Source organism: Pseudoxanthomonas sp. USHLN014, from assembly GCF_037153335.1.
Classification (GTDB): domain Bacteria; phylum Pseudomonadota; class Gammaproteobacteria; order Xanthomonadales; family Xanthomonadaceae; genus Pseudoxanthomonas_A; species Pseudoxanthomonas_A winnipegensis.
The window spans coordinates 111,001-130,374 of the sequence record NZ_JBBCKO010000007.1; the positions used below are offsets into that span (position 1 = coordinate 111,001).

General features: G+C 68.0%; 15 protein-coding genes. 5 read left to right on the forward strand and 10 right to left on the reverse strand.

Going from position 1 to position 19,374, the window contains the following annotated elements:
* Window positions 1-172 precede the first annotated feature (172 nt).
* A complete protein-coding gene (locus WFQ05_RS13825) occupies window positions 173-2,590 on the forward strand; it encodes a membrane-bound PQQ-dependent dehydrogenase, glucose/quinate/shikimate family (protein ID WP_337054239.1) in 2,418 nt (805 codons plus the stop codon).
* A 289-nt stretch (window positions 2,591-2,879) separates the two neighbouring features.
* Here WFQ05_RS13825 and WFQ05_RS13830 read toward each other — a convergent pair whose 3' ends face one another.
* From WFQ05_RS13830 to WFQ05_RS13875, 10 genes are all read right to left on the reverse strand, one after another.
* Window positions 2,880-3,341 (reverse strand): DUF2501 domain-containing protein, encoded by a 462-nt coding sequence (locus tag WFQ05_RS13830; protein ID WP_337054240.1) that lies wholly within the window; start codon window positions 3,339-3,341, stop codon window positions 2,880-2,882.
* Window positions 3,342-3,429: 88 nt separating this feature from the next.
* A complete protein-coding gene (gene def / locus WFQ05_RS13835; RefSeq protein ID WP_337054241.1) occupies window positions 3,430-3,957 on the reverse strand; it encodes a peptide deformylase in 528 nt (175 codons plus the stop codon).
* A 165-nt stretch (window positions 3,958-4,122) separates the two neighbouring features.
* On the reverse strand, window positions 4,123-5,115 hold the full coding sequence (locus WFQ05_RS13840; protein WP_337054242.1) for a glycosidase-like protein: 993 nt from the start codon (window positions 5,113-5,115) through the stop codon (window positions 4,123-4,125).
* Between the two features lie 73 nt (window positions 5,116-5,188).
* The gene (locus WFQ05_RS13845) at window positions 5,189-6,298 is read right to left on the reverse strand and encodes a hypothetical protein (protein WP_337054243.1); all 1,110 of its coding nucleotides are present in this window, start codon (window positions 6,296-6,298) and stop codon (window positions 5,189-5,191) included.
* Complete coding sequence (locus tag WFQ05_RS13850) at window positions 6,246-8,111, reverse strand: glycosyltransferase family 2 protein (protein ID WP_337054312.1); 1,866 nt, start codon at window positions 8,109-8,111, stop codon at window positions 6,246-6,248. Before WFQ05_RS13850 ends, WFQ05_RS13845 begins: the two co-directional genes overlap by 53 nt.
* 82 nt (window positions 8,112-8,193) lie before the next feature.
* Entirely contained in the window at window positions 8,194-9,108 is a 915-nt protein-coding gene (locus WFQ05_RS13855; RefSeq protein ID WP_337054244.1) for a hypothetical protein, read from the reverse strand.
* Between the two features lie 177 nt (window positions 9,109-9,285).
* Window positions 9,286-10,749 (reverse strand): DUF1501 domain-containing protein, encoded by a 1,464-nt coding sequence (locus WFQ05_RS13860; RefSeq protein ID WP_337054245.1) that lies wholly within the window; start codon window positions 10,747-10,749, stop codon window positions 9,286-9,288.
* Between the two features lie 13 nt (window positions 10,750-10,762).
* Window positions 10,763-12,487 carry a DUF1800 domain-containing protein gene (locus tag WFQ05_RS13865; protein ID WP_337054246.1) on the reverse strand — a complete coding sequence of 575 codons (1,725 nt, stop codon included), beginning with the start codon at window positions 12,485-12,487 and terminating at the stop codon, window positions 10,763-10,765.
* A gap of 141 nt (window positions 12,488-12,628) precedes the next feature.
* The gene (pncB, locus tag WFQ05_RS13870) at window positions 12,629-13,813 is read right to left on the reverse strand and encodes a nicotinate phosphoribosyltransferase (RefSeq protein ID WP_337054247.1); all 1,185 of its coding nucleotides are present in this window, start codon (window positions 13,811-13,813) and stop codon (window positions 12,629-12,631) included.
* 51 nt (window positions 13,814-13,864) lie between these two features.
* Window positions 13,865-14,572, reverse strand: coding sequence for a recombinase family protein (locus WFQ05_RS13875; protein ID WP_328590591.1), 708 nt, complete (start codon window positions 14,570-14,572; stop codon window positions 13,865-13,867).
* A gap of 810 nt (window positions 14,573-15,382) precedes the next feature.
* Between WFQ05_RS13875 and WFQ05_RS13880 the strand changes: the two genes are divergently transcribed.
* The 4 genes from WFQ05_RS13880 (at window position 15,383) to WFQ05_RS13895 (ending at window position 19,374) form a co-directional block, all read left to right on the forward strand.
* Entirely contained in the window at window positions 15,383-16,567 is a 1,185-nt protein-coding gene (locus WFQ05_RS13880; RefSeq protein ID WP_337054248.1) for an EAL domain-containing protein, read from the forward strand.
* A 203-nt stretch (window positions 16,568-16,770) separates the two neighbouring features.
* Window positions 16,771-17,745 (forward strand): helix-turn-helix domain-containing protein, encoded by a 975-nt coding sequence (locus WFQ05_RS13885; protein ID WP_130515401.1) that lies wholly within the window; start codon window positions 16,771-16,773, stop codon window positions 17,743-17,745.
* The gene (locus tag WFQ05_RS13890; RefSeq protein ID WP_337054249.1) at window positions 17,742-18,830 is read left to right on the forward strand and encodes an exopolysaccharide biosynthesis polyprenyl glycosylphosphotransferase; all 1,089 of its coding nucleotides are present in this window, start codon (window positions 17,742-17,744) and stop codon (window positions 18,828-18,830) included. Before WFQ05_RS13885 ends, WFQ05_RS13890 begins: the two co-directional genes overlap by 4 nt.
* Before the next feature lie 187 nt (window positions 18,831-19,017).
* The gene (locus WFQ05_RS13895) at window positions 19,018-19,374 is read left to right on the forward strand and encodes a hypothetical protein (protein WP_337054250.1); all 357 of its coding nucleotides are present in this window, start codon (window positions 19,018-19,020) and stop codon (window positions 19,372-19,374) included.

A 19,374-nucleotide genomic window follows, 5' to 3' on the forward strand; every position in this document is an offset into this window, starting at 1 on the left:
GAATCGCGCCGCACGCCAAGGCGTGTGGTCCTGCGTTCCGTGCGTCGCTGCGTGCGACGGAAGACCGCAGATGCAGCTCGCCGGCGACGCAGCCTGACTCCCCTGCGATCCGCTTCGGGACAGGCGTCAGCGAGTGAAACACCATGGCCCTGGCCATGATCTGGAGTTGTGCATGAACACTGCCGCGCCCCGTCCCGGGCTCCCTCTCTGGCAGAAGATCGTCGCTGTCATCGTCGCCGTCTCCGGCCTGATCCTGGCCGTGGCCGGGGCCTATCTGCTGTCGCTGGGCGGCACCTGGTACTACCTGGTCAACGGCGTGCTGATGCTCATCAGCGGCGTGCTGCTGTTCGCCGGCCGGCTATGGGGCGCCAAGCTCTACGGCGTGGTGTTCCTGCTCGCGCTGGTGATGACCCTGGTCGAATCGGCCACCCGCCTGTGGGGCTGGGTGCCGCGCATGGGCTACATCACCCTGCTGGGCTTCTTCGTCGCGCTGATGGTGCCGCGCCTGTCGGCCGGGCGGCTGCGCAAGCACGGTTATCTGGCGGCGGCGGGCTGCATCGTGTTCGCGGCGATCGCCTTCGCCCTGGTCTTCCGCACCCAATACGTCGAACACGGCGATGACGCGCCGCAGGCCCCGCTGGCCGCCGGCGACAACGCCAAGGCCCGCGCCGCGCAGGCCGACAGCGAATGGGCCGCCTACGGCCGCGACACCGATGCCACCCGTTATTCGCCGGCCGCGCAGATCACCCCGGAGAACGTGGGCAAGCTCAAGGTCGCCTGGACCTATCACACCGGCGATCTGCCGCCCCCGGGCAAGACCAACAAGTGGGGCGCGCAGAACACGCCGCTGATGATCGGCGACGGGCTGTACGTGTGCTCGGCCACCAACAACGTGTCCAAGCTCGACCCGGCCACCGGCAAGGAGATCTGGAAATTCGTCTCCGGGGTCAAGTACGAGAACGTGCCCTACACCGCCGCCTGCCGCGGCGTGACCTACTTCGTCTCCAACGCGGTGCCGGAGGGCCAGAGCTGCCATGCGCGCATCATCGTGGCCACGCTGGACATGCGCCTGATCGAACTGGACGCGGCCAGCGGCCAGCCCTGCGCGCAGTTCGGCAGCGAGGGCACGGTCAACCTGCTGACCGGGATGGGCAAGTCGGTGCCGGGCCAGCTGGCGGTGACCTCGCCGCCGGTGGTGGTCAACGGCACCATCTCGCTCAACCACCAGGTGCTGGACAACCAGCGCCGCTGGGCGCCCTCGGGTGTGATCCGCGGCTATGACGCCGAGACCGGCGCGTTCAAGTGGGCCTGGGACGTCAACCATCCCGGCATGGTGTGGCATCAGGAGCCCGGCCCGGGCCAGGAATACAGCCGCGGCACGCCCAACTCCTGGGGCCCGATGGCCGGCGACAACGCGCTCAACCTGATCTACGTCCCCACCGGCAACTCGGCCGCCGACTACTACGACCAGCTGCGCACGCCGGCCGAGAACGCCGTGGCGTCCTCGATCGTGGCGCTGGATGCGACCACCGGCGAGCAGAAGTGGGTGTTCCAGACCGTGCACAAGGACACCTGGGACTACGACATCGGCTCGCAGCCCACGCTGCTGGACTTCCCCGACCACAGCGGCACGCCGGTGCCGGCGATGATCATCCCGACCAAGCGCGGCCAGCTGTTCGTGGTCGACCGCCGCAACGGCAAGCCGCTGCTGCCGGTCGAGGAGCGCCCGGCCGACACCAAGGTGACCGTGCCCGGCGAGAGCCGCGCCAGCACCCAGCCGTGGTCGACCGGGATGCCGCGTCTGGGCATGCCGGACCTGAAGGAATCGACCATGTGGGGCATGACGCCTTTCGACCAGCTGTATTGCCGGGTCAAGTTCCGCCAGGCGCATTACACCGGCGAGTTCACCGCGCCGCAGCTCAAGCAGCCGTGGATCGTGTTCCCCGGCTACAACGGCGGCAGCGACTGGGGCAGCGTGGCCTACGACCCGGCCCGCGGCATCTTGGTGGCCAACTGGAACGTCACCCCGATGTACGAGCACTACATCCCGCGCAAGCAGGCCGACGCGCAGGACCTGTACTCGATCGACGATCCGCGCTACACGCCCGGCAAGGGCGGCGCCGAAGGCCCCGGCGCGATGGAGGACACGCCGTATGCGATCTCGGTGTCGGCCTTCATGGTCCCGGGCCTGAAGACCCTGTGCAACGAGCCGCCCTACGGCATGATCACCGCGATCAACCTGCACGATCAGAAGGTGATCTGGCAGCAGCCGCTGGGCACGGCCCGCGCCAACGGCCCGCTCGGCCTGCCGACCGGCCTGCCGATCCAGATCGGCACGCCCAACAACGGCGGCCCGGCGATCACCGCCGGCGGGTTGGTGTTCGTCGCGGCGGCCACCGACAACCTGCTGCGCGCCATCGACCTGAAGACCGGCAAGGTGCTGTGGACCTCGGTGCTGCCCGGCGGCGGCCAGGCCACCCCGATGACCTACACGGTCAACGGCAAGCAGTACGTGGTGCAGATGGCCGGCGGCCACCACTTCATGGAGACCCCGATCAGCGACGCGCTGGTGGCTTACTCGCTGCCGTGATGGAGATTCCCGGCGCCCTCACTCGGGGCGCCGGCGTTCTAAACCGAGCGTTGCAACCATCCAAAGCAAAGGCCGCCTGCAGAGCCTCCGCGGGCGGCCTTCGTTTTGGATGTGAGCGACCATCTCTCCCTGTAGAGCGGAGCTTGCTCCGCTGGGGCTTCCCTGTGATCCGGCCGAAACGCAGCGGAGCAAGCTGCGCTCTACGGGAGTCGCCGGCGGCGATAGGCTCTTTCCGGTAATGTCCCATCGCCGCCATTGGCCGAAAAGGCCACAAGGGCGGCTCCCACCTTCAGATCAGCTTGGTGGCGTTGTTCAGCACGTAGTCGCAGGCCTTGTCCTTGAGCTTGCCCGAGACCGCGTCCAGGTTGAACGACTGCCCGCCTTCGCCCTTGAGCACGCCCATCAGGCCGCGCTGGTAGTCCGGCGACTGCTCGGGCTTCTGCGCCCCGCCCAGGCCGTATTTGGACAGCAGCTTGTCCCTGACGCCAGTGACCGCATCGGCGCTGAGGTACTTGCGCTGCACGCAGTACTGCAGCACACCGGCCGCATTGCCCGCGGTGTTGCCACCGATCGCCGGCAGCGACAGCCCGCCAAGCGCCCCCAGCCCACCGGCCGCCTCGCCGCCAGCCGGCGCCGCCTGGCCGGTGTGCTGCTTGAGCAACTGCTTGAAATCCTGCGCCTGCGCGGCGCCAGCCAAGGCCAGCGCGCCCAGCATCAGCGCGATCTTCAGGGAATGGGGCGTGGTCTTCATGGCCTACCTTCGCAAGATCCGTGGACAGGCCGGCAGGCTAGCAGCGTGGCGTTAATGCCGTGCCTTGCCGCGTGTGGCGTGCCTCGGCTCACTTGCCCTCGCCGATCTCCGGGAACAGCACGTCGGTGAACCCGAACGTGGAGAAGTCCTTGATCCGCGACGGATACAGAATGCCGTCCAGGTGGTCGACCTCGTGCTGGATCACGCGCGCATGGAAGCCTTCGGCGACCTGCTCCACGCGCTGGCCCCCGGCGTTCCAGCCGCTGACCCGGATCCGCCGATGGCGCGGAATCACCGCGCGCAGGCCGGGAATGGACAGGCAACCTTCCCAGCCGTCCTCCAACTCGTCGGTGAGCGGCTCGATGAGCGGATTGAACAGCGCCGTGCGCGGCACCGAGGGCGCGTCGGGATAGCGCGCGTTGTGCTCGAAGCCGTACACGATCACGCGCTTGCTCACCGCCACCTGCGGCGCGGCCAGGCCCACGCCGCCGGCCTCGTCCATGGTCTGGAACATGTCATCGACCAGGTCGCGCAGCTCGCCGGTGGCGAAGTGCTCGACCGGCTCGGCCCGGGCCAGCAGCACGGGGGTTCCCATGCGGACGATGTTGCGGATCATGTTGTCGTCTCCTGTTGGGCGCAGCGCGCCATGGACCTGCACGGTTGGCGTTCGTTTCCTGGATCCTCGCACACGCGCTTAGAAGTGGCTCCAATGATCGCGCCAGGCGCCGGTTCCCCAACGCGACCTGTCCGGCCCGAGCGCGAGGGCCTCAGGCAAAAGAAATCATGGAGACCGCTGCGGCGCAAAACCCGCGCGGAAGAAGGCCTGCGCGGGCTTGTTCTGCACGGTGAAGTCGCTGTCGCTCGCGCCGCCGGCCGCCGGATCGGTGTACCAGCACCAGATGCCGATGCCGGCCACGCCGTGCCGCGCCAGCACCTGCTTCCATTCGCCCAGCACGCGCGCCTGCAGAGCCAGGTCGACGTTCGCGGTGCGCTGCTCGGGACTTTCCCACGGCGCCCCCAGGCTTCCACTGGCGGAGCGCAGCCCCAGCTCGGCCACCCAGGCTGGCCGCTGTTGACGTTCCGCCAGGGCCTGCAGACGCGCGGCCACATCGTTCATGGCGTTGCCACGCTCGCGCAGGTCGCCTGGCAAGGCCGGGTAGAGGCTGGTGCCCACCACATCGAACGCCGACCAGTAAGGGAACGCTTCGGCCTGGTCGATGCTGTCGGCCACGTAGACCAACCTGCCCGGGTACACCTTGCGCACCGAGGTCGCCAGCGTCGTCCACTGCGGCGCATTCTGCAGACGCCGCAACTCGGTGCCGAGCACCAGCGCCTCCACGCGCTCCTCGCGCGCCATGGCCGCAAGGGGCAGGATCGCCTTCTCGTAGGCGGCGAACCAGGCGGCCTTGTCGGCAGGATCGATCTCGCCGGCCCAGTGGCCCGGCACCCAGACATGCAGCTTGAGGATGGGCCGCAGTCCGGCCGCGCGAGTCTGCCGCACGGCATCACGCAGGCGCTCCACGCTGCTGTCGCTGCCCAGCACGGGGGTCTGCGAGGCCGGGGTCTCCTGCCAGAGGAAGGCCACCAGCAGGCCAGTCTGCGCGCCCGCGTCCGCCAGGTTGCGTAGCGACTGCCCGGCGGCCTTGCTGCCCCAGGGCGCATCCTCGGAAACCTTGACGTTCGCGCCCAGCCACGGCCCACGGCTCGTCGCGGAACAGCCGCTCGCCAGCGCGAGCGCCAGTAAAGCCATCGCCCATTTCTTCGCCGCGTTCATCGCCTTCCTGCAGGTGGCCGCCAACTCCGGAAGGATTCTTCCACGATCGTGCCGACAGCGCGCGGGCGACGGCCTAACCGGTAACCAGCGCGAACACCTCCGGCGCGCCCGATAACGCACCCAGCAACAACACGCCGATCAACCAGCCTCGCTGTGCGGGCAGGCACTGGCCGGCCGCAAGCGCCGCTGGGGCGAGCAACAGCACCGCATAGTCGCCCGGCCAGGCGCCGCGTGCGAATGCGACAACAATGACAGCGCAGAGCACGGCCGCGGCCAGTGCGTACGTCGCACGCCACGCCTGCGGAGCTCCCTTTCCCGACAGGGCAAGCAACGCGACCACAACGATGCCGCCCGCGCCCCACACGAGGGGCCGCCTTTGGGCCCGGAACACCTCGGTGGGCACGAGCAAACCTCTACCGCCTGCCCAGGTGTCCCGCAGCCAGGCCAGCGTGTCACCATTCCACCACCAGCAGGTATAGAGCAGGGCAAGCACGGTGAACACCACCGGCAGGAAGACCGCCAGGTGGTAGGTCAGCGGCGCGCGCGCCAGCAGCCCTCGCGGCACGCAGGGGAACAGGCACACGGCCAACGCGACGATGACGACCCAGGCGCGGACGTCCGCCATGAACAGCATCAGCATCCAGCTGGCCAGAACCAAGTAGCCGACCACGTCGGCCGCCCGCCGCACCCGCAACGCGCCACGCCCGACCGCATAGAGGGCCAGCAGCATCACCGCTTCGCCATTGCCGGACAGCGCCGCGCCGACGAACAGCGGTTGCAGCAGGAACAGCATGGCCAGCCCCCACGCCCAACGCCGCCCGAGCCGCGCAGCCAGGTCGTGCCACAGCACCGCAATGGTCGCCGCCGCCGCGAGCAGATCGGGAACGATCGGCCACCACGCCGGAATGCTGCCAATCCTGCCCAGCCACACCGCTAGCGCCGCGATGCCATTGGGATACAGCATGCCCAGCGTCACCCTGCCGGCCGCCTGCGCCGTCGCGCCGGCGATCTGCGGCCCGGCGACATAGCGCGCATCGATCAGGCCTTGCGCCACCGACCAGGCCAGCAGCGCCGACAGCAACACCAGCGCGGCGGCCAGGGCCGGCAGGGCATCGCGCAGGGCCCAGGGCTCAGTCTTCCAGGGCGACCTTGCGCTGCTCGGCAACGTACTTGCTGATGCCATGCGTGGTCTTCTCCCAATAGAACGGATTGCGGATGAGCTGCCAGGCGCCTTTGTAGGCGGCGATCGACTGCAGCAACCAGTAGAACGGCGCAGTCAGCGCGTAAGGCGCCAGGTGCTGGTAGCCGCGCTTGAGGCTGGCCACCAGCGTCATGTAGATGAAGAAGAAGTTGGCCACCAGCAGGTTGAACAGGTTGAGGTAATCCAGCGCGCGCGGCAGCAGGTCGCGAAATGTGGAGAAGCCCAGCACCAGCCATACCAGATAGATAAGCCACAGCACGGGCGCGGCCAGCGCGGTGAAGAAACCGCCACCGATGAAGAACTGGAACCCCCAGAAGCCGCGGAACCCGGTGGATCGGTACAAGTGCACCGGGTCGCGCATATGCACCAGCCAGGTCTGCATGTAGCCCTTCAGCCAGCGCGAGCGCTGACGGATCCAGTTGGGGATGCTGACGTTGGCTTCCTCGAAGGTGGTCGAATTGACCACGCTGACGCGATAGCCCTGGCTGATCAGACGCACACCCAGATCCGCGTCCTCGGTCACGTTATAAGGATCCCAGGCGTGGATACCGCGCAGCACCTCTAGACGAAAATGGTTGGACGTGCCGCCCAGCGGAATCGGGATGCGTAGGTATTCAAGCGCAGGCAGGAAGAAATCGAACCACAGCGTGTAGTCCAACGTGAACATCCGCGTGAGCCAGTTCTCATCGGCGTTGTAGTAGTTCAGGCGCGCCTGCACACAAGCCACCTCCGGCGCGGATTTCCGGAAGGTCGCCACCACACGCTTGAGCTGGTCGGGCTCAGGCATGTCCTCGGCGTCATAGATGGTCACCAACTCGCCGCGTGCGAATTGCAGCGCGTAGTTGCAGGCCTTCGGCTTGGTCTTGGGCTGCGACTCGGGCACGCGGATGATCTCGAAGAACGCTTCCAGACCCAGCGACTTGGCCGCTTCGATGGTTTCGATGTCGCCGGCTTCGAGCACCAGCTTCACGTCCAGCTTCGAGGTGGGGTAATCGAGTTTGCGCAGCGCGCTGGCCAGGATCGGCAGGACATCCGGCTCCTTGTACATCGGCACCAGCACGGTATAGACCGGCAGGTCGGCGTCATCCAGCTGCGCGATGTCCTGCTCGTCGACGCGGATGTCGACCTTGCGTCGCGCGCCCAGGCACATCAGCGTGAACTTGAACAGGAACGTGGCGAGGAAACACAGCGCCAGCAGTGCGTCGAGCACGATCAGCGTGGCGATCGGCCGCAGGCACAGCGCGACCACCAGCGCCACGCCGATACCCAAGGCGACCATGCGCTGACCGCGTGTGAACACGGTACGCGCCGAATGCTCAGGGTCGCGTACCGCCAGAAGATTGAGCGCATCGTCGGTGAGGCGCGCGGCCGCAAGCCGTTGCACCACCCAGATGATGTCGAACTTGGAGGTCCCCACGAAGCGCACGTCATCGCCGTACAGGCTGCGCGCCCAGGCGAAGGTGGCCTCACCCGGGTCGGCCACCGCGACCACCATCGCCTCGCCTTCCCGGTGCCACGGTACCGCCAGTCGCTTCAGGTACTCGGCTGCACAATCGACATCGAACGATGCCGCATCCGGCGACTGTTCAAGGAGGTTGACGAAGGGGAGGCCGAATTGCTCGGCCAGCACCGGATAGAACTTCAGCGCCGAGGTCCAGCGCTGGGCGAGGATGACGTCGCCAAGGCGCGAGTGCCAGCGGCGCTGCAGCGCCAGTGCACTCTCCAGCTGTTCGCCATCGATCACACCTGCTTCCACCAGGCGCTGGCCGATCTGCCTGGAGCCGCCAAGGGACAGGGGGACACCCCCAAGGACGCGCGCCGGGTCTGCCTGCACATTCACGGGAACACGTCTCCGGACAGCGAACGCGACCCTTCCATCAGAAGCGCCACCACGCAGCGGCGAACACGGCGGTGCCGCCTCCGGTGTTGCGACCGGCCACCACCTGCTGAACGCCGAGCTGCAGCTGCGCCCCTCCCGGCAAGGTATGCAGCATCGACAGGCGCAGCTTGGTCAGGTCGTAGTTATTGCTGGCAATCAGGTTGCTGCGGTTCCAACCGCGTCCGTTGCCCAGGCCCTGGATCACATTCAATTCGGACAGCAGCACCCACCTGGGCGTCAGCGCCACGCCGGTGGCGATGTCCAGCCTCATCTCGTCGGCAGCGTCGGCGCCGCGCAGGCGCGCGGCCAGACCCATGTCCAGATACGCGTCGTGCTGGCCGAGCCGGTAGCCGCGGCCAACGCTGTAGCGCAACTCCGCGCCGTAATCGCCCAGGCCGATCGCCGGCTCGTCGTCGCGATCGTAGGCAGGAATGCTGAGGAGGAACTGAGCCGCACCGACCCACTGCCCCTGCCCTCCGCCCGGATCGAGCCGATAGCGCAGCCCGACTTCCTGGTCGCCCAAGCCGCTCGTGGTCCGGCTGCCGTAGCCGGCGTCATTTCGATAGCCGACCCGGTCGGCATAGAAGTTGCCGATGAAGCTCAGGTCCGGCGTGACGCCGTGCTCGACGTAGAGGTTCAGCTGGTCGAGCTGGCTCTTGCCGTCGTCGGGAAACCGGGTACGCCGATGCGCATCGTCGAAGGCCACGCCGCTGTCCGAGTGGCTGGCGCTAAGGATCAGCAGCGTCTTGCCATCGTCCTGGACCCAGGCACCGGCCAACGCTTCGCCGGGACAGGTCGCGGCGACAATGCCCAGGCACAACAGCGCCGGCGTGCATGCGGTGAACCTGGGTCGAACCCACCGCGCATGAAGGCTTCGCAACAGACCGGGTCTTAAGTTTGAAACGTCAAACATCAATTTCTTTCGCGCCGCGCCGCGCTTGGTCAGCGCAGTCTTTTATGTGACGAGCATCAATCTATCCTGCCTGTATTCGAGCTTACCAACTTGATCTGAGCGAAGGGACCCGCACGCAACGACGTACACGGATCCATCAGCGCGGGTTCACGAATCGCGCTACGTGACGCTCCCGCCTCACGCTGCCAAGAATCCCAGCATCGGACTGGCGAAGTTGCCCAGACCCGGGAAGATCGCCGCCAGGTCCGAGGCGCCCACACCCATCCACTGGGCGAAGGTGGCGCCGAACTGGTTGGTCGACGTGGTCGGGATCATGCGACCGCGATCGACCGCCTGGTCGCCGTTCAACTCCAGGATCGGATAGCTGCCGAATACGCGGCCGCCGGCCAGCGGACCGCCGGAGGACTGCGGGCCGCCCATCATCAGCTGCACGCCGCCCCAGGCGTGGTCGGTGCCATTGCCGTTGCTGTTGAGCGTGCGGGCGAAGTCGCTGTTGGTGAAGCTGACCACGTCGTTGAGCGCGCCGATTTCCACCAGCGCGTTGCGGAAGGCGAACAGCGCATCGGAGACCTGCCCCAACAGCCGCGGCTGGCCATTGGCGACCATCTGCCCGTCGTGGGTGTCGAAGCCGCCCATGCTGGCGAAGTAGATCTGCCGGTTCTGCCCCAGCGCGCTGGTCCGGCTGGCCTTGATCGAGCGGGCGATCATGCGCAGCTGCGAGGCCAGCCCATTGCCGGACGGGAACACGGTGGCGATGTCGCCGCCGTTGTTCGCATCCAGCGCGGTGCGCATGGTGCTGCCGATCAGCATCGCGCTCTCGCCCTGCAGCGCGTACTGGTCCTGCATCAGCGGCGTGTAGCGATGCTTGACCAGCGCGGCCAGCGCCTCGCGGCGGATGCGGTCGGGCGTGGAGTTGACGTTCTCGAAGTTGCGCAGCGCCGCCGGACCGCCGGTGGACATCACATAGGGCGAGATCGAGGTGCCGGTCTGGAACAGGTTGTTGCCGGCCAGCGAGATGGTCGGCGGCAGCGCGGTGAAGCCGCCGCTGTTGGCGCCCTTGATGCGCTCGCCCAGGGTGCCGCCCCAGCCGACGTTGGAACTGCGCAGCTCCGACTCGCCGCGCATCCACAGCGCCTGCTGGTCGTTGTGCGAGAACAGGTTGTAGGGCAGGCGCTTAGCCTTGGCGGTGTACTCGGCCTTGGTGGTCGGCTGCACCAGCGTGCCGACGTTGGCCATGAACGCCAGCTCGCGGTTGTCGAACAGGGTCTTCATGCCGGCGCAGGCCGGGTGCAGGCCCCAGGCCTTGCCCGCCGTGTCGGTGACCTTGAGCAGCGCGTCGCGGGCGATGCCCAGGCCCTGGCTGTTGGCGGCCGCGTCGTACACGCCGCCGCGGCTCTTGAGGTAGACGTCGTACTCGGTCTGCACATGCGGGATGAGCATGTTGAACGAGTCGTTGCCGCCGAACAGGAAGATGCACACCAGCGCGCGGTAGTTGCCGGTGCCCACCGCGGTGGAACTCTGCGCCAGCGCGCGGCCGACCAGTTCGAACTGCGGCAGGGTCGCGGCGACGGCGCCGCCGGCCAGCATCAGCTGCAGCGAGCGCAGGAAGGTCCGGCGGTCCTGATTGACCTGTCGAGACATGTTCGTGCGGCTCCTATCGCTGGATCACGAAATCGGGGGAGGCCAGCGCCAGCTGGACCAGGGACTGCACCCGCTCTGCGCTGCTGCGCTTCTCGGTCTGCAGCTTGTTGAGCATGTCGATCATCGTGGCGCGGGTGTCGGCGGACAGGTTGCCGGCGAACAGCAGCGCGGAGATCTCATCGACCATGCCGGCGTGGTTGCCGGCATCGGCCAGCGCCTGCAGGCTGGTGGCATCGAGCACCGGCGCGTTGGTCCGCGCGGTCGGCGCGGCGGTCTTCAGATTGCCGCAGGCGGCGTTGCACACCTCGTTGAAGGTGCTCACGAAGCTGGAGTCGTTGAGCAGGTCGAACTCAGGCGCATAGAGGCCATCGACGCCATCGGCGGCCTGCAGGCGCGCGTCGGGCGAGAAGAAGTTGAACACCGACGGCGAGCGCAGCGAGTCCTGGCCCAGCGACACGCTGAAGTCGTAGGACGCGCCGAAGGAGAACGCGTACTGGCCGTCGTCGCGCGGCACGTACTTGGCGTCGAAGGCGCGCCACAGCGTGGTCAGCTGGATCAGCGGCTCGCGCAGCTTGCCGTAGCTGGTGTCGGTGGCGGCCGGCGCCGTGCGCGCCTCGGTGTCCATCAGGATCGCCTTGATCACCTTGCCCAGATCCCCGTTGGAGCTGGCCCACACCTTGGTCACACGGCCCACGTAGGCCGGGCTGGGATTGCTGGTGACGAAGCGCTGGATCAGCTGGCGGCTGATGAAGGGCGCGGTGTTGGCATGGCTGGCCAGCGCGTCGAGCGCCTTGGCCAGCGTCTTGGTGCAGTCGTTGCCTTCGGCGATGACGATGCCGTTGAAGATGGTCTTGGGCTGGTCGTCGTGGTAGTCCGGCACGCAGGTCATCGGCTTGGCGTCGTTGTCCGGCAGGCCCTTGTAGAAGGTGTCCTTGGTCGCGCCATTGATCGACCAGCCGGTGAACACACGCGCCATCGCACTCACCACCGCCTGGTCGTAGGTGGGGATGGTGTTGCCCGAGGCATCGGTCTTGACGGTGAAGTCGGCGTTGCGCTGGACCAGGCCGATGGAGAACAGCTGCATCACCTCGCGCGCATAGTTCTCGTCGGGGACGATGGTGACCGTCAGTCCCTGGCCGTTCTTGTAGCTGACCGCCTTGCGGTTGCGGATGTGGCTGAGGTAGGTGCCCATCGCCGGGTGCAGGGTGACCTTCTCCAGCAGGTCGCGGTAGGTGCCGAACGCATTGCTGTCCAGCATGTCCTGGTAGTTGGCGATGCGGCCGAAGTTGGCCGTGTTGTAGTCGCGGTCGGAGACCACGAAAATCTCGCTGAGCGCGAAGCCCATGCGCAGGCGCAGCTGGTCCTTGGCGGTCACCGCCTGCCACAGCCAGTAGTTGCGGCGCTCGGCGTAGCTCAGGCTGGCCACCGGGATGGACAGGATGTGCGGCTCCATCAGCGTCGGCGCAGTCTTGGACGCGTCGATCTGCTCGTCGATCCAGGCGCCGTACCCGATCTGGCGCACGCGGGCGATGTCGGCCTTGGTCGGGCCGAAGCTGGCCTGGGTCAGAAAGCGCGCCGCCTCCGCATCGGTGGTCGGCTTGTCGCTGGGCGTGGTCGGGGTGGTGACCGGCGTGGAGGGCGAGGACGAGGCGGAGGACGACCCGCCGCCACCCCCGCCGCCGCAGCCAGCCAGAAGGAGCAGCAGCCACAGCGTGGCAGCCGCGCGTACAAGCGTCATGTCGAGCACCCCGGCGCCACCCCTGATCCGCCCGAAGCGGCGGATGATCGCCGTCGGCTGCGGCGTCAAGACAGAGTGAAAATTACGCCAAAATAGGTGTCAAGTCCGCCAAGTTGTCGGTGATCGAAAGCTTGCCGCAGGTCACAGATCCTGCTCGGGCGGCAGCCCGAAGACCTGCCGCAGATAGCGCACATAGCCCGGGTCGTCGCACATGCTCTTGCCCGGCGAGTCGGACAGCTTGGCCACCGGCTGGCCGTTGCAGCGGGTCATCTTGATGACGATGTTCAGCGCCTTGGGGCCCAGATCGTTGGTCAGGTTGGTGCCGATGCCGAAGGCCAGGCGGCAGCGCCCCTTGAAGTGCGCGTACAGCTCGGCCACCCGGTCCACGTCCAGGCCGTCGCTGAACACCAGCGTCTTGGCGCGCGGGTCGGCGCGGTTGGCGGCCAGGTGCGCCAGCATCCGCTCGCCCCAGCGCAGCGGATCGCCCGAGTCGTGGCGCATGCCGTCGAAGAGCTTGCAGAAGTACATGTCGTAGTCGCGCAGGAACGCATCGGTGCCGACCACGTCGCTCAGCGCGATGCCGAGGTCGCCGCGATACTCGCGCGCCCAGGCCTCCAGCGCGGCGGCCTGCGAATCGCGCAGGCGCGGGCCCAGCGCCTGGAAGGCCTGCAGCCACTCGTGCGCCATCGTGCCCAGCGGCGTCATGCCGTACCGGTAGGCGAAGTGGACGTTGCTGGTACCGACGAACTGCTCGCCCAGCCCGTCGCGCAGCTGCGGCAGCAGGCGCGCGTGCCAGGCGCGCGAATAGCGCCGGCGCGTGCCGTAGTCGGCGATGGCGCAGCCGGCCGCGTCGGGGATGGCGCGCAGGCGCGCCAGCTTGGCCTGCAGCCGGCGCTCGCCTTCGACCAGATCGCCCTGCCCCAGCGCATCGAAGTACACCTCGTTGATGATCGCCAGCAGCGGCACCTCGAACAGGATCGTGTGCAGCCACGGCCCCTCGATCTCCAGCGCGATCTCGCCGGGCACCTGGTCCGAGGCGCGCAGGGTGATGTACTTGCGATCGAAGTGGAACAGGCCGAGGAAGTCGACGAAATCCGGCTTGACGAAGCGCAGCCCGCGCAGGTAGTCCAGCTCGTCCGCGGTGAAGCGCAGCGCGCACAGCGCGTCCATCTCCTCGGAGATGCGGTCCAGGTGCGCGGCCAGGTCGATGCCCGGCGTGCGGCACTTGAAGCGGTATTGCACCTGCGCGGCAGGGTGCTGATGCAGCACCGCCTGCATCATCGTGAACTTGTACAGGTCGGTGTCGAGCAGCGATTGGATGATCATGCGGCCATTGTGCACCGCGCGGGCACGGCGATGGCGTCGACGCCCGCGCCGCTAGTCCACCACGCGCCCGCCCTTCATCAACGCCGGCTCCACCTGGTCCTGCTGTTGCGCCATCAGTCTGGCCAGCGTGCGCGGGTGGACGCCGTAATGCTTGGCCAGCTGCTTCGAGTCCCAGCCACGCAGCTGTGCCAGTTCGCTGGCTTCCACGCACTGTTCGACCGTCAGCGATGGCCTTCGGCCCAGCTTCCTGCCCTGCACACGCGCAGCGGCCAGGCCGGCTCGCGTCCGCTCGCTGATCAGCGAGCGCTCGAACTCGGCCAGCGCGGCCATGATGTGGAACACCAGGCGGCCTCCCGATGAGGCCGTGTCGATGCTCTCGGTCAGGGACTGGAAGCAGATGTCGCGCTCGCCCAGCACATCCAGCAGCTGGACCAGATTGATCAACGAGCGGCCAAGCCGGTCCAACCTCCAGACGACGAGCTTCCCACCCGGCTTGAGTCGCCGCAGCGCCTTGTGCAGGCCCGGGCGGCTGCCGTGCCTGCCCGAGACACCCTGGTCCGTATAGATCTTGGTACAACCGGCGGCCTTGAGCGCCAGGATCTGCAGATCGAGATTCTGGTCGCCCGTCGAGACGCGCGCGTAGCCGATGATCATGGTGACGCCCCCCAGTGTTGCCAACCGCGCCGGGTGGGACCACATCTGCGGATCCAGCGGAAAATCCAGAGAAGACAGCGTTCGAACATGGCACTGGTCAAGCATGCGCAGTCGCCTGTGCGAACCTGCGGCCTGCGCTTGCCCAACTCTTGTTCCGTCAATGTCGCATGTCGTGTCTGGTCGCTCTGTCTTGCTCTTAGCATGGTCTTCCAACACTGCCCACCAGGTGGCATCGGGCTCCGCCGGTCGCACGCAGTGCACGCGTAGACCACGCCGTCAGGACCAGGCCTGACGGCGTAATGGGGCACGCGCCTGCCCCCCCCTGATTGACTGTTCCGCCGCCTGGGCCCTGCTTGGGCCAGGCCGCGGAATCCACGAACACGGTGATTATGCGTTGTATGAACAGGATGGGGGACTCCGCGTTCCGATCGGCGACTTCGCGGCCGATACAGCGAAGGCAGTCACCCTCCTGCAGTGACGCAGCTGCCTTGACAAGCAACGCACGCACCGCGCCTGCGCGGTTTGGCCATCGCGTCCTGATCGGCCGGACGCCGAGTCGCTCGGCCTCCCAGGACGTCCCGAGCCCACGGTCGCGAAATCGGGTGTAGCGCGTCGTCCCCACTGCCTGCCTGTATGCGATGCGCCTTGGGCATCTTGATCCGGGGTTGCGCTCGGGCTTCGGGGAGTGGCGGTGGCGGATCGACATTTGACAGAAATGGTCCTTTCTGTCCCAGCACTTTTCATGTCGAATTGATCGCCAAGAGTTCAAGCTATCCGCGGTATTCCTTCACGCGCCCCGATCCTTCCAGAAAGGACCGTTTTCGTACGCGCGTCAGCCGGCGTATCGCGGTGGTCTGCCCGCGATCCAGGAGGTGAGCGGGCCGAGGACGCACGCGGCTGCCTGGGGAGCGGCGCATGAGCCGCATTGAGCTTCCGCCGCCGGCATCGGGCTGCCATCTGCTGGTCGAGCTGCATAACCGCGACCACTTGGCGGCGGCCTACGGCGAGACCTTCGCGCGCGCGGCCCTGGCCGCACTGCAGTGGCGCATGCATCTGGCCGGCCACTCGATCAAGCAGGCGGGCGATCGCCGTTTCGTCGCGTGGATCGCCGAGGCCGGGTCCTTCGCCGAGCACTGGCAACTCCAGCTCGCGGGTCTGCCGCTGGAGCACCTGGGGCAGCGCGCGCTGCCGGTGGTCACTGTCGGCGAAGTCAGATTGAGCTCGACCTCTGGGCCCTATCCGCCGCAGGAGCTGGAGCGCCTGGGCGGCCGCGCGCCGATCCTGGAACCGGTCCAGTGCGGCTGGATCTGGCGCGAGCGCTACGAGAAAGACATGGCCCTGGCCCTGGCCTTTCATGAGGCCTTACGCAGCGGCGAGGTCGGCCTGTCCTTCCAGCCGATCATGCGACGCAACGCCGGCGATCGACGCGACGCCTCGCTGTATCAGGAGGCCCTGCTGCGACTGGATCAGCCCGGCATCGGCGCCTCCTGCCTGGTCGCCGCCATGGAGCGTCTGGGCCTGGTCAGGCTGCTGGATCGTGTGGTGCTCGACGCGGTGATCGAACGCCTGGAGCGCGAGCCCACCCTGCACGCCGGTTGCAACCTGTCCTCGCACAGTCTCGTCGACGACGCCTGGTGGCATGGGCCTATCAAGAGGCTGCAGGAACAGCCGACCGTCGCCGCCAGGCTGACGCTGGAGATCACCGAGACGGCGCCGCTGGGCGACTTCGAGTCGGCCAAGACCTTCGTCGGGCGCCTGCGCGCGCTGGGCTGCCAGATCGCCATCGATGACTTCGGCGAGGGCCACACGCGGCTGGACTTCGTCCGCCAGATCCTGCCCCAGGTGGTCAAGATCAGCGGCACGCTCCTGGCCGAAGCGATGCGCAGCATCACCGGGGCGCGCGAGTTCTCGCACTTGGTCGCGCTGGGCGGAAGCATCGCGCCGTACGTGGTCGCCGAAGGCGTCGAACGCGCAAGCGACACCGCCGTGGCCCTGGCCGGCGGCGTCAACTGCCTGCAAGGCCTGGCCATCGCGCGACCCGCGGGAGCATGGCCGCCGTCGCGCGTCTGCCTGCCGCCGGTCTGTAGAAGCGCGGCCTGATCGGGGGACGAGCGGCCGCAGCACAAGCGCTTGGGCGAGCCAGGTCCTTCTGCTCGGTCGCAATGGGCAACGGGGACCGCGCGCTTGCAAAGACCCGCTGGGAGGGCGGGACATCAGCCACGGCCACGCCGCGAGCCGGCGGGCCGGGCGCGAACTGCGAGCCGCGCGGGAGGGCGGCTCGTCCAGAGCTTCAAGGGGAAAACATGAGCGTGATCACCGGAATCAAGTCGTCCGTCAGCCGCCTGCCCGCCTTCCCGGCCGAGCGACTGAACCTCTCACATCGTCTGGGCCTGGTCGTCTTCGACGGCTTCGGGCTGGCCGACGTGGTGGCCCTGATCGACCTGCTGTGTACCGCCAATGCCATCGAGCAGCGCGCCTCGGGCTTCAAACGCCTCTACATGCCCGTGCTGCTGTCCGAATCCGGTGGCACCGTGGCCAGCGCCTCGGGCATGCATGTGGCTACCGAACGCTTGCCGCCCCCGCGCGGGCAGCGCCTGCGCATCGTGTTCGTGGCCGGTGGCGTGGGTGCGGCGACGCTGGAGGCCAGCCCGCGGCTATGCCAGTGGCTGCGGGACCAGCACGAGCTGGGCGTCATGATCGTGCCGATCGCCGAGGGCCGGCGCTTGATCGAAGCGGCGGGTCTGTTCGTGAAGAGCACCGGCGAACAGCGCACCGCGTTCGCCGCCGCCATGGCGATGATCGCCGCGGACCTGGGCGAGCTGGTCGCCGCGCGCTGCCTGGAGCTGCACGGGCCGGCGCAGACCGAGGCACCGGCCGAGCCGGAAGTCCTGCGTCCGGTGGCGCGCACGCGCGTGACCGAGCAGATCCTGGCGTCGGCCCGCTGGTTGGAAACCCACCACGAGCAGCCGGTCAGCATCGCCGATGCCGCGCACGCGGTGGCCATGAGCGAGCGCAACTTCCTGCGTCGCTTCAAGCTGGAACTGGGCATGACGCCTTCGGACTATCTGCTGGGCGTGCGCCTGCGCCGCAGCTGCAAGCTGCTGACCGAGACCGACCTGCCCATCGACAAGATCGCGCGGCGTTGCGGCATCGGCGATGGCGGCAGACTCGCCAAGATCTTCCGCAAGCACCTCGCGCGCAGCCCGGGCGAGTATCGCGCCGGCACCAGGGCCCGGGCCGTGGCACCGCAACGCTTCAACCGGAGTCCGGTCCAATGAATTCGCATACGCTGCTGTTGACGACGATGGAGGCCGCCGGTGCACTGTCCTTGGCGCGCCTGGGCCTGAATGCCGCGCAGTCCTGGCGACTCCAGCTCGGATCCCGCGCGCGCCGGGTGGCGCTGATGGTCAGCGCCGATTCGACGCTGCTGCTGCCGCAGCTGCTGCGCAGGCCAGGGCCGGGCTATCGGCCGGCGCTGGTGTACGAGGAAGGCGCGGCCACCGGCGCGCAACGCGAGGGGCTGCCGGTGATCGGCGACTTCGACACCTTCCGCTCGCTGCTGCGCGGCGGCGCCATCCGCGAGCTCTGGCTGCTGGCGCCGCTGGATCAGGCCGCGTCGCTGGAGCGGCTGGTGCAGGAGTTCCGCCAGGATTTCGTCGATATCCGCTTCATTCCGGATCTGCGCGCCTACCCGCTCGCCCGACTGGACCAGACGCGCACCGGCAGGGGTGCCGGCGGGATCCATCTGGTCGGCATGCCCTGGCAGTCGCGTCATCCGCTCGGCAAGCGGGCCTTCGATCTGGCCTTCTCCGCCACGGTGCTGCTGATGCTGGCGCCGCTGCTGGCCCTGATCGCGCTCGCGATCCGGATCGACTCGCCCGGCCCGGCGCTGTTCCTGCAACAGCGCATGGGCGCCGACGGGCGCCGCTTCACGATCTACAAGTTCCGCACCATGCGCGTCCACAGCGAAGGCCCCGGCACCCTGAGCCAGGCGCGCCGCAACGATGCGCGCGTCACGCGTCTGGGCCGGCTCCTGCGCCGCACCAGCCTGGATGAGTTGCCGCAGTTCCTGAATGTCCTCAAGGGACAGATGTCGGTGGTGGGGCCGCGTCCGCACGCCCTTCCGCACGACAATCAGTACAAGGAACTGGTGCGCGACTACATGTATCGCTACCGGATCAAGCCGGGCATCACCGGCTGGGCCCAGGTCAACGGGCTGCGGGGCGAGATCGACTGCCTGGAGAAGATGAGCGAGCGCGTCGCCCACGACCTGCACTACATCCAGCATCGCACGCTGGCGCTGGACCTGAAGATCGTGGCGATGACCGTGCACAAGGGCCTGGTGCATCGCAATGCCTATTAGGCCCTGCTCGATCGGCGCGGCGACGGCGGCCGCCTTGGCGTTGACGTTCTGTGCGGCCGGCATCGCGCCCGGCCACGCGCAGGAAGCTGCTGCGGCCCTGGCCCCGCTGCAAGCGCCGGGCCTTGGCCTGGCGCGTGACCCCGCCCTGCCGCCACGGACCGGGCGGCGCACGTCTCCAGACCCGTACATGGCGCTGATCCGCGCCAGTCAGCAGGCCATCGGGCTGACCTCGCCGGAGCAGCAGAAGCAGGCCATCCCGGGCATCGACAGCTCGCTGCAGTCCGGCATGGCCCGGCGCGCGCCTGGCCGGCGCTCCGGACAGGATCCATCCGCGATCCAGGATCCGGCTGCGATCTCGCTCGGCTGCCACGGCACCGGCCTGGCCAAGCGTGCCACGCAGGGAAGGAATGCGCTGCGCACGGCCGATCTCGGCGCGGAGCTGGCCAACGGGCTGCTGCCCGGTGCGATGAACCTGCAGCGTCTTCCGGGATTGGCCGCACCGACGCTGGAGACGCTGGGCAACGTCAGCGAAGGCTGCCGCTGA

Excerpts from the sequence above, each read along its gene's own strand:
- pncB (WP_337054247.1), bottom strand. The coding sequence starts at position 13,813 with ATGATCATCCAATCGCTGCTCGACACCGACCTGTACAAGTTCACGATG.
- WFQ05_RS13865 (WP_337054246.1), bottom strand. The coding sequence starts at position 12,487 with ATGACGCTTGTACGCGCGGCTGCCACGCTGTGGCTGCTGCTCCTTCTG.
- WFQ05_RS13890 (WP_337054249.1), top strand. The coding sequence starts at position 17,742 with ATGAATTCGCATACGCTGCTGTTGACGACGATGGAGGCCGCCGGTGCA.
- WFQ05_RS13860 (WP_337054245.1), bottom strand. The coding sequence starts at position 10,749 with ATGTCTCGACAGGTCAATCAGGACCGCCGGACCTTCCTGCGCTCGCTG.
- def (WP_337054241.1), bottom strand. The coding sequence starts at position 3,957 with ATGATCCGCAACATCGTCCGCATGGGAACCCCCGTGCTGCTGGCCCGG.
- WFQ05_RS13855 (WP_337054244.1), bottom strand. The coding sequence starts at position 9,108 with ATGTTTGACGTTTCAAACTTAAGACCCGGTCTGTTGCGAAGCCTTCAT.
- WFQ05_RS13885 (WP_130515401.1), top strand. The coding sequence starts at position 16,771 with ATGAGCGTGATCACCGGAATCAAGTCGTCCGTCAGCCGCCTGCCCGCC.
- WFQ05_RS13830 (WP_337054240.1), bottom strand. The coding sequence starts at position 3,341 with ATGAAGACCACGCCCCATTCCCTGAAGATCGCGCTGATGCTGGGCGCG.
- WFQ05_RS13845 (WP_337054243.1), bottom strand. The coding sequence starts at position 6,298 with ATGGCATCAGCAAGTACGTTGCCGAGCAGCGCAAGGTCGCCCTGGAAG.
- WFQ05_RS13880 (WP_337054248.1), top strand. The coding sequence starts at position 15,383 with ATGAGCCGCATTGAGCTTCCGCCGCCGGCATCGGGCTGCCATCTGCTG.
- WFQ05_RS13875 (WP_328590591.1), bottom strand. The coding sequence starts at position 14,572 with ATGCTTGACCAGTGCCATGTTCGAACGCTGTCTTCTCTGGATTTTCCG.
- WFQ05_RS13825 (WP_337054239.1), top strand. The coding sequence starts at position 173 with ATGAACACTGCCGCGCCCCGTCCCGGGCTCCCTCTCTGGCAGAAGATC.
- WFQ05_RS13895 (WP_337054250.1), top strand. The coding sequence starts at position 19,018 with ATGGCGCTGATCCGCGCCAGTCAGCAGGCCATCGGGCTGACCTCGCCG.
- WFQ05_RS13840 (WP_337054242.1), bottom strand. The coding sequence starts at position 5,115 with ATGAACGCGGCGAAGAAATGGGCGATGGCTTTACTGGCGCTCGCGCTG.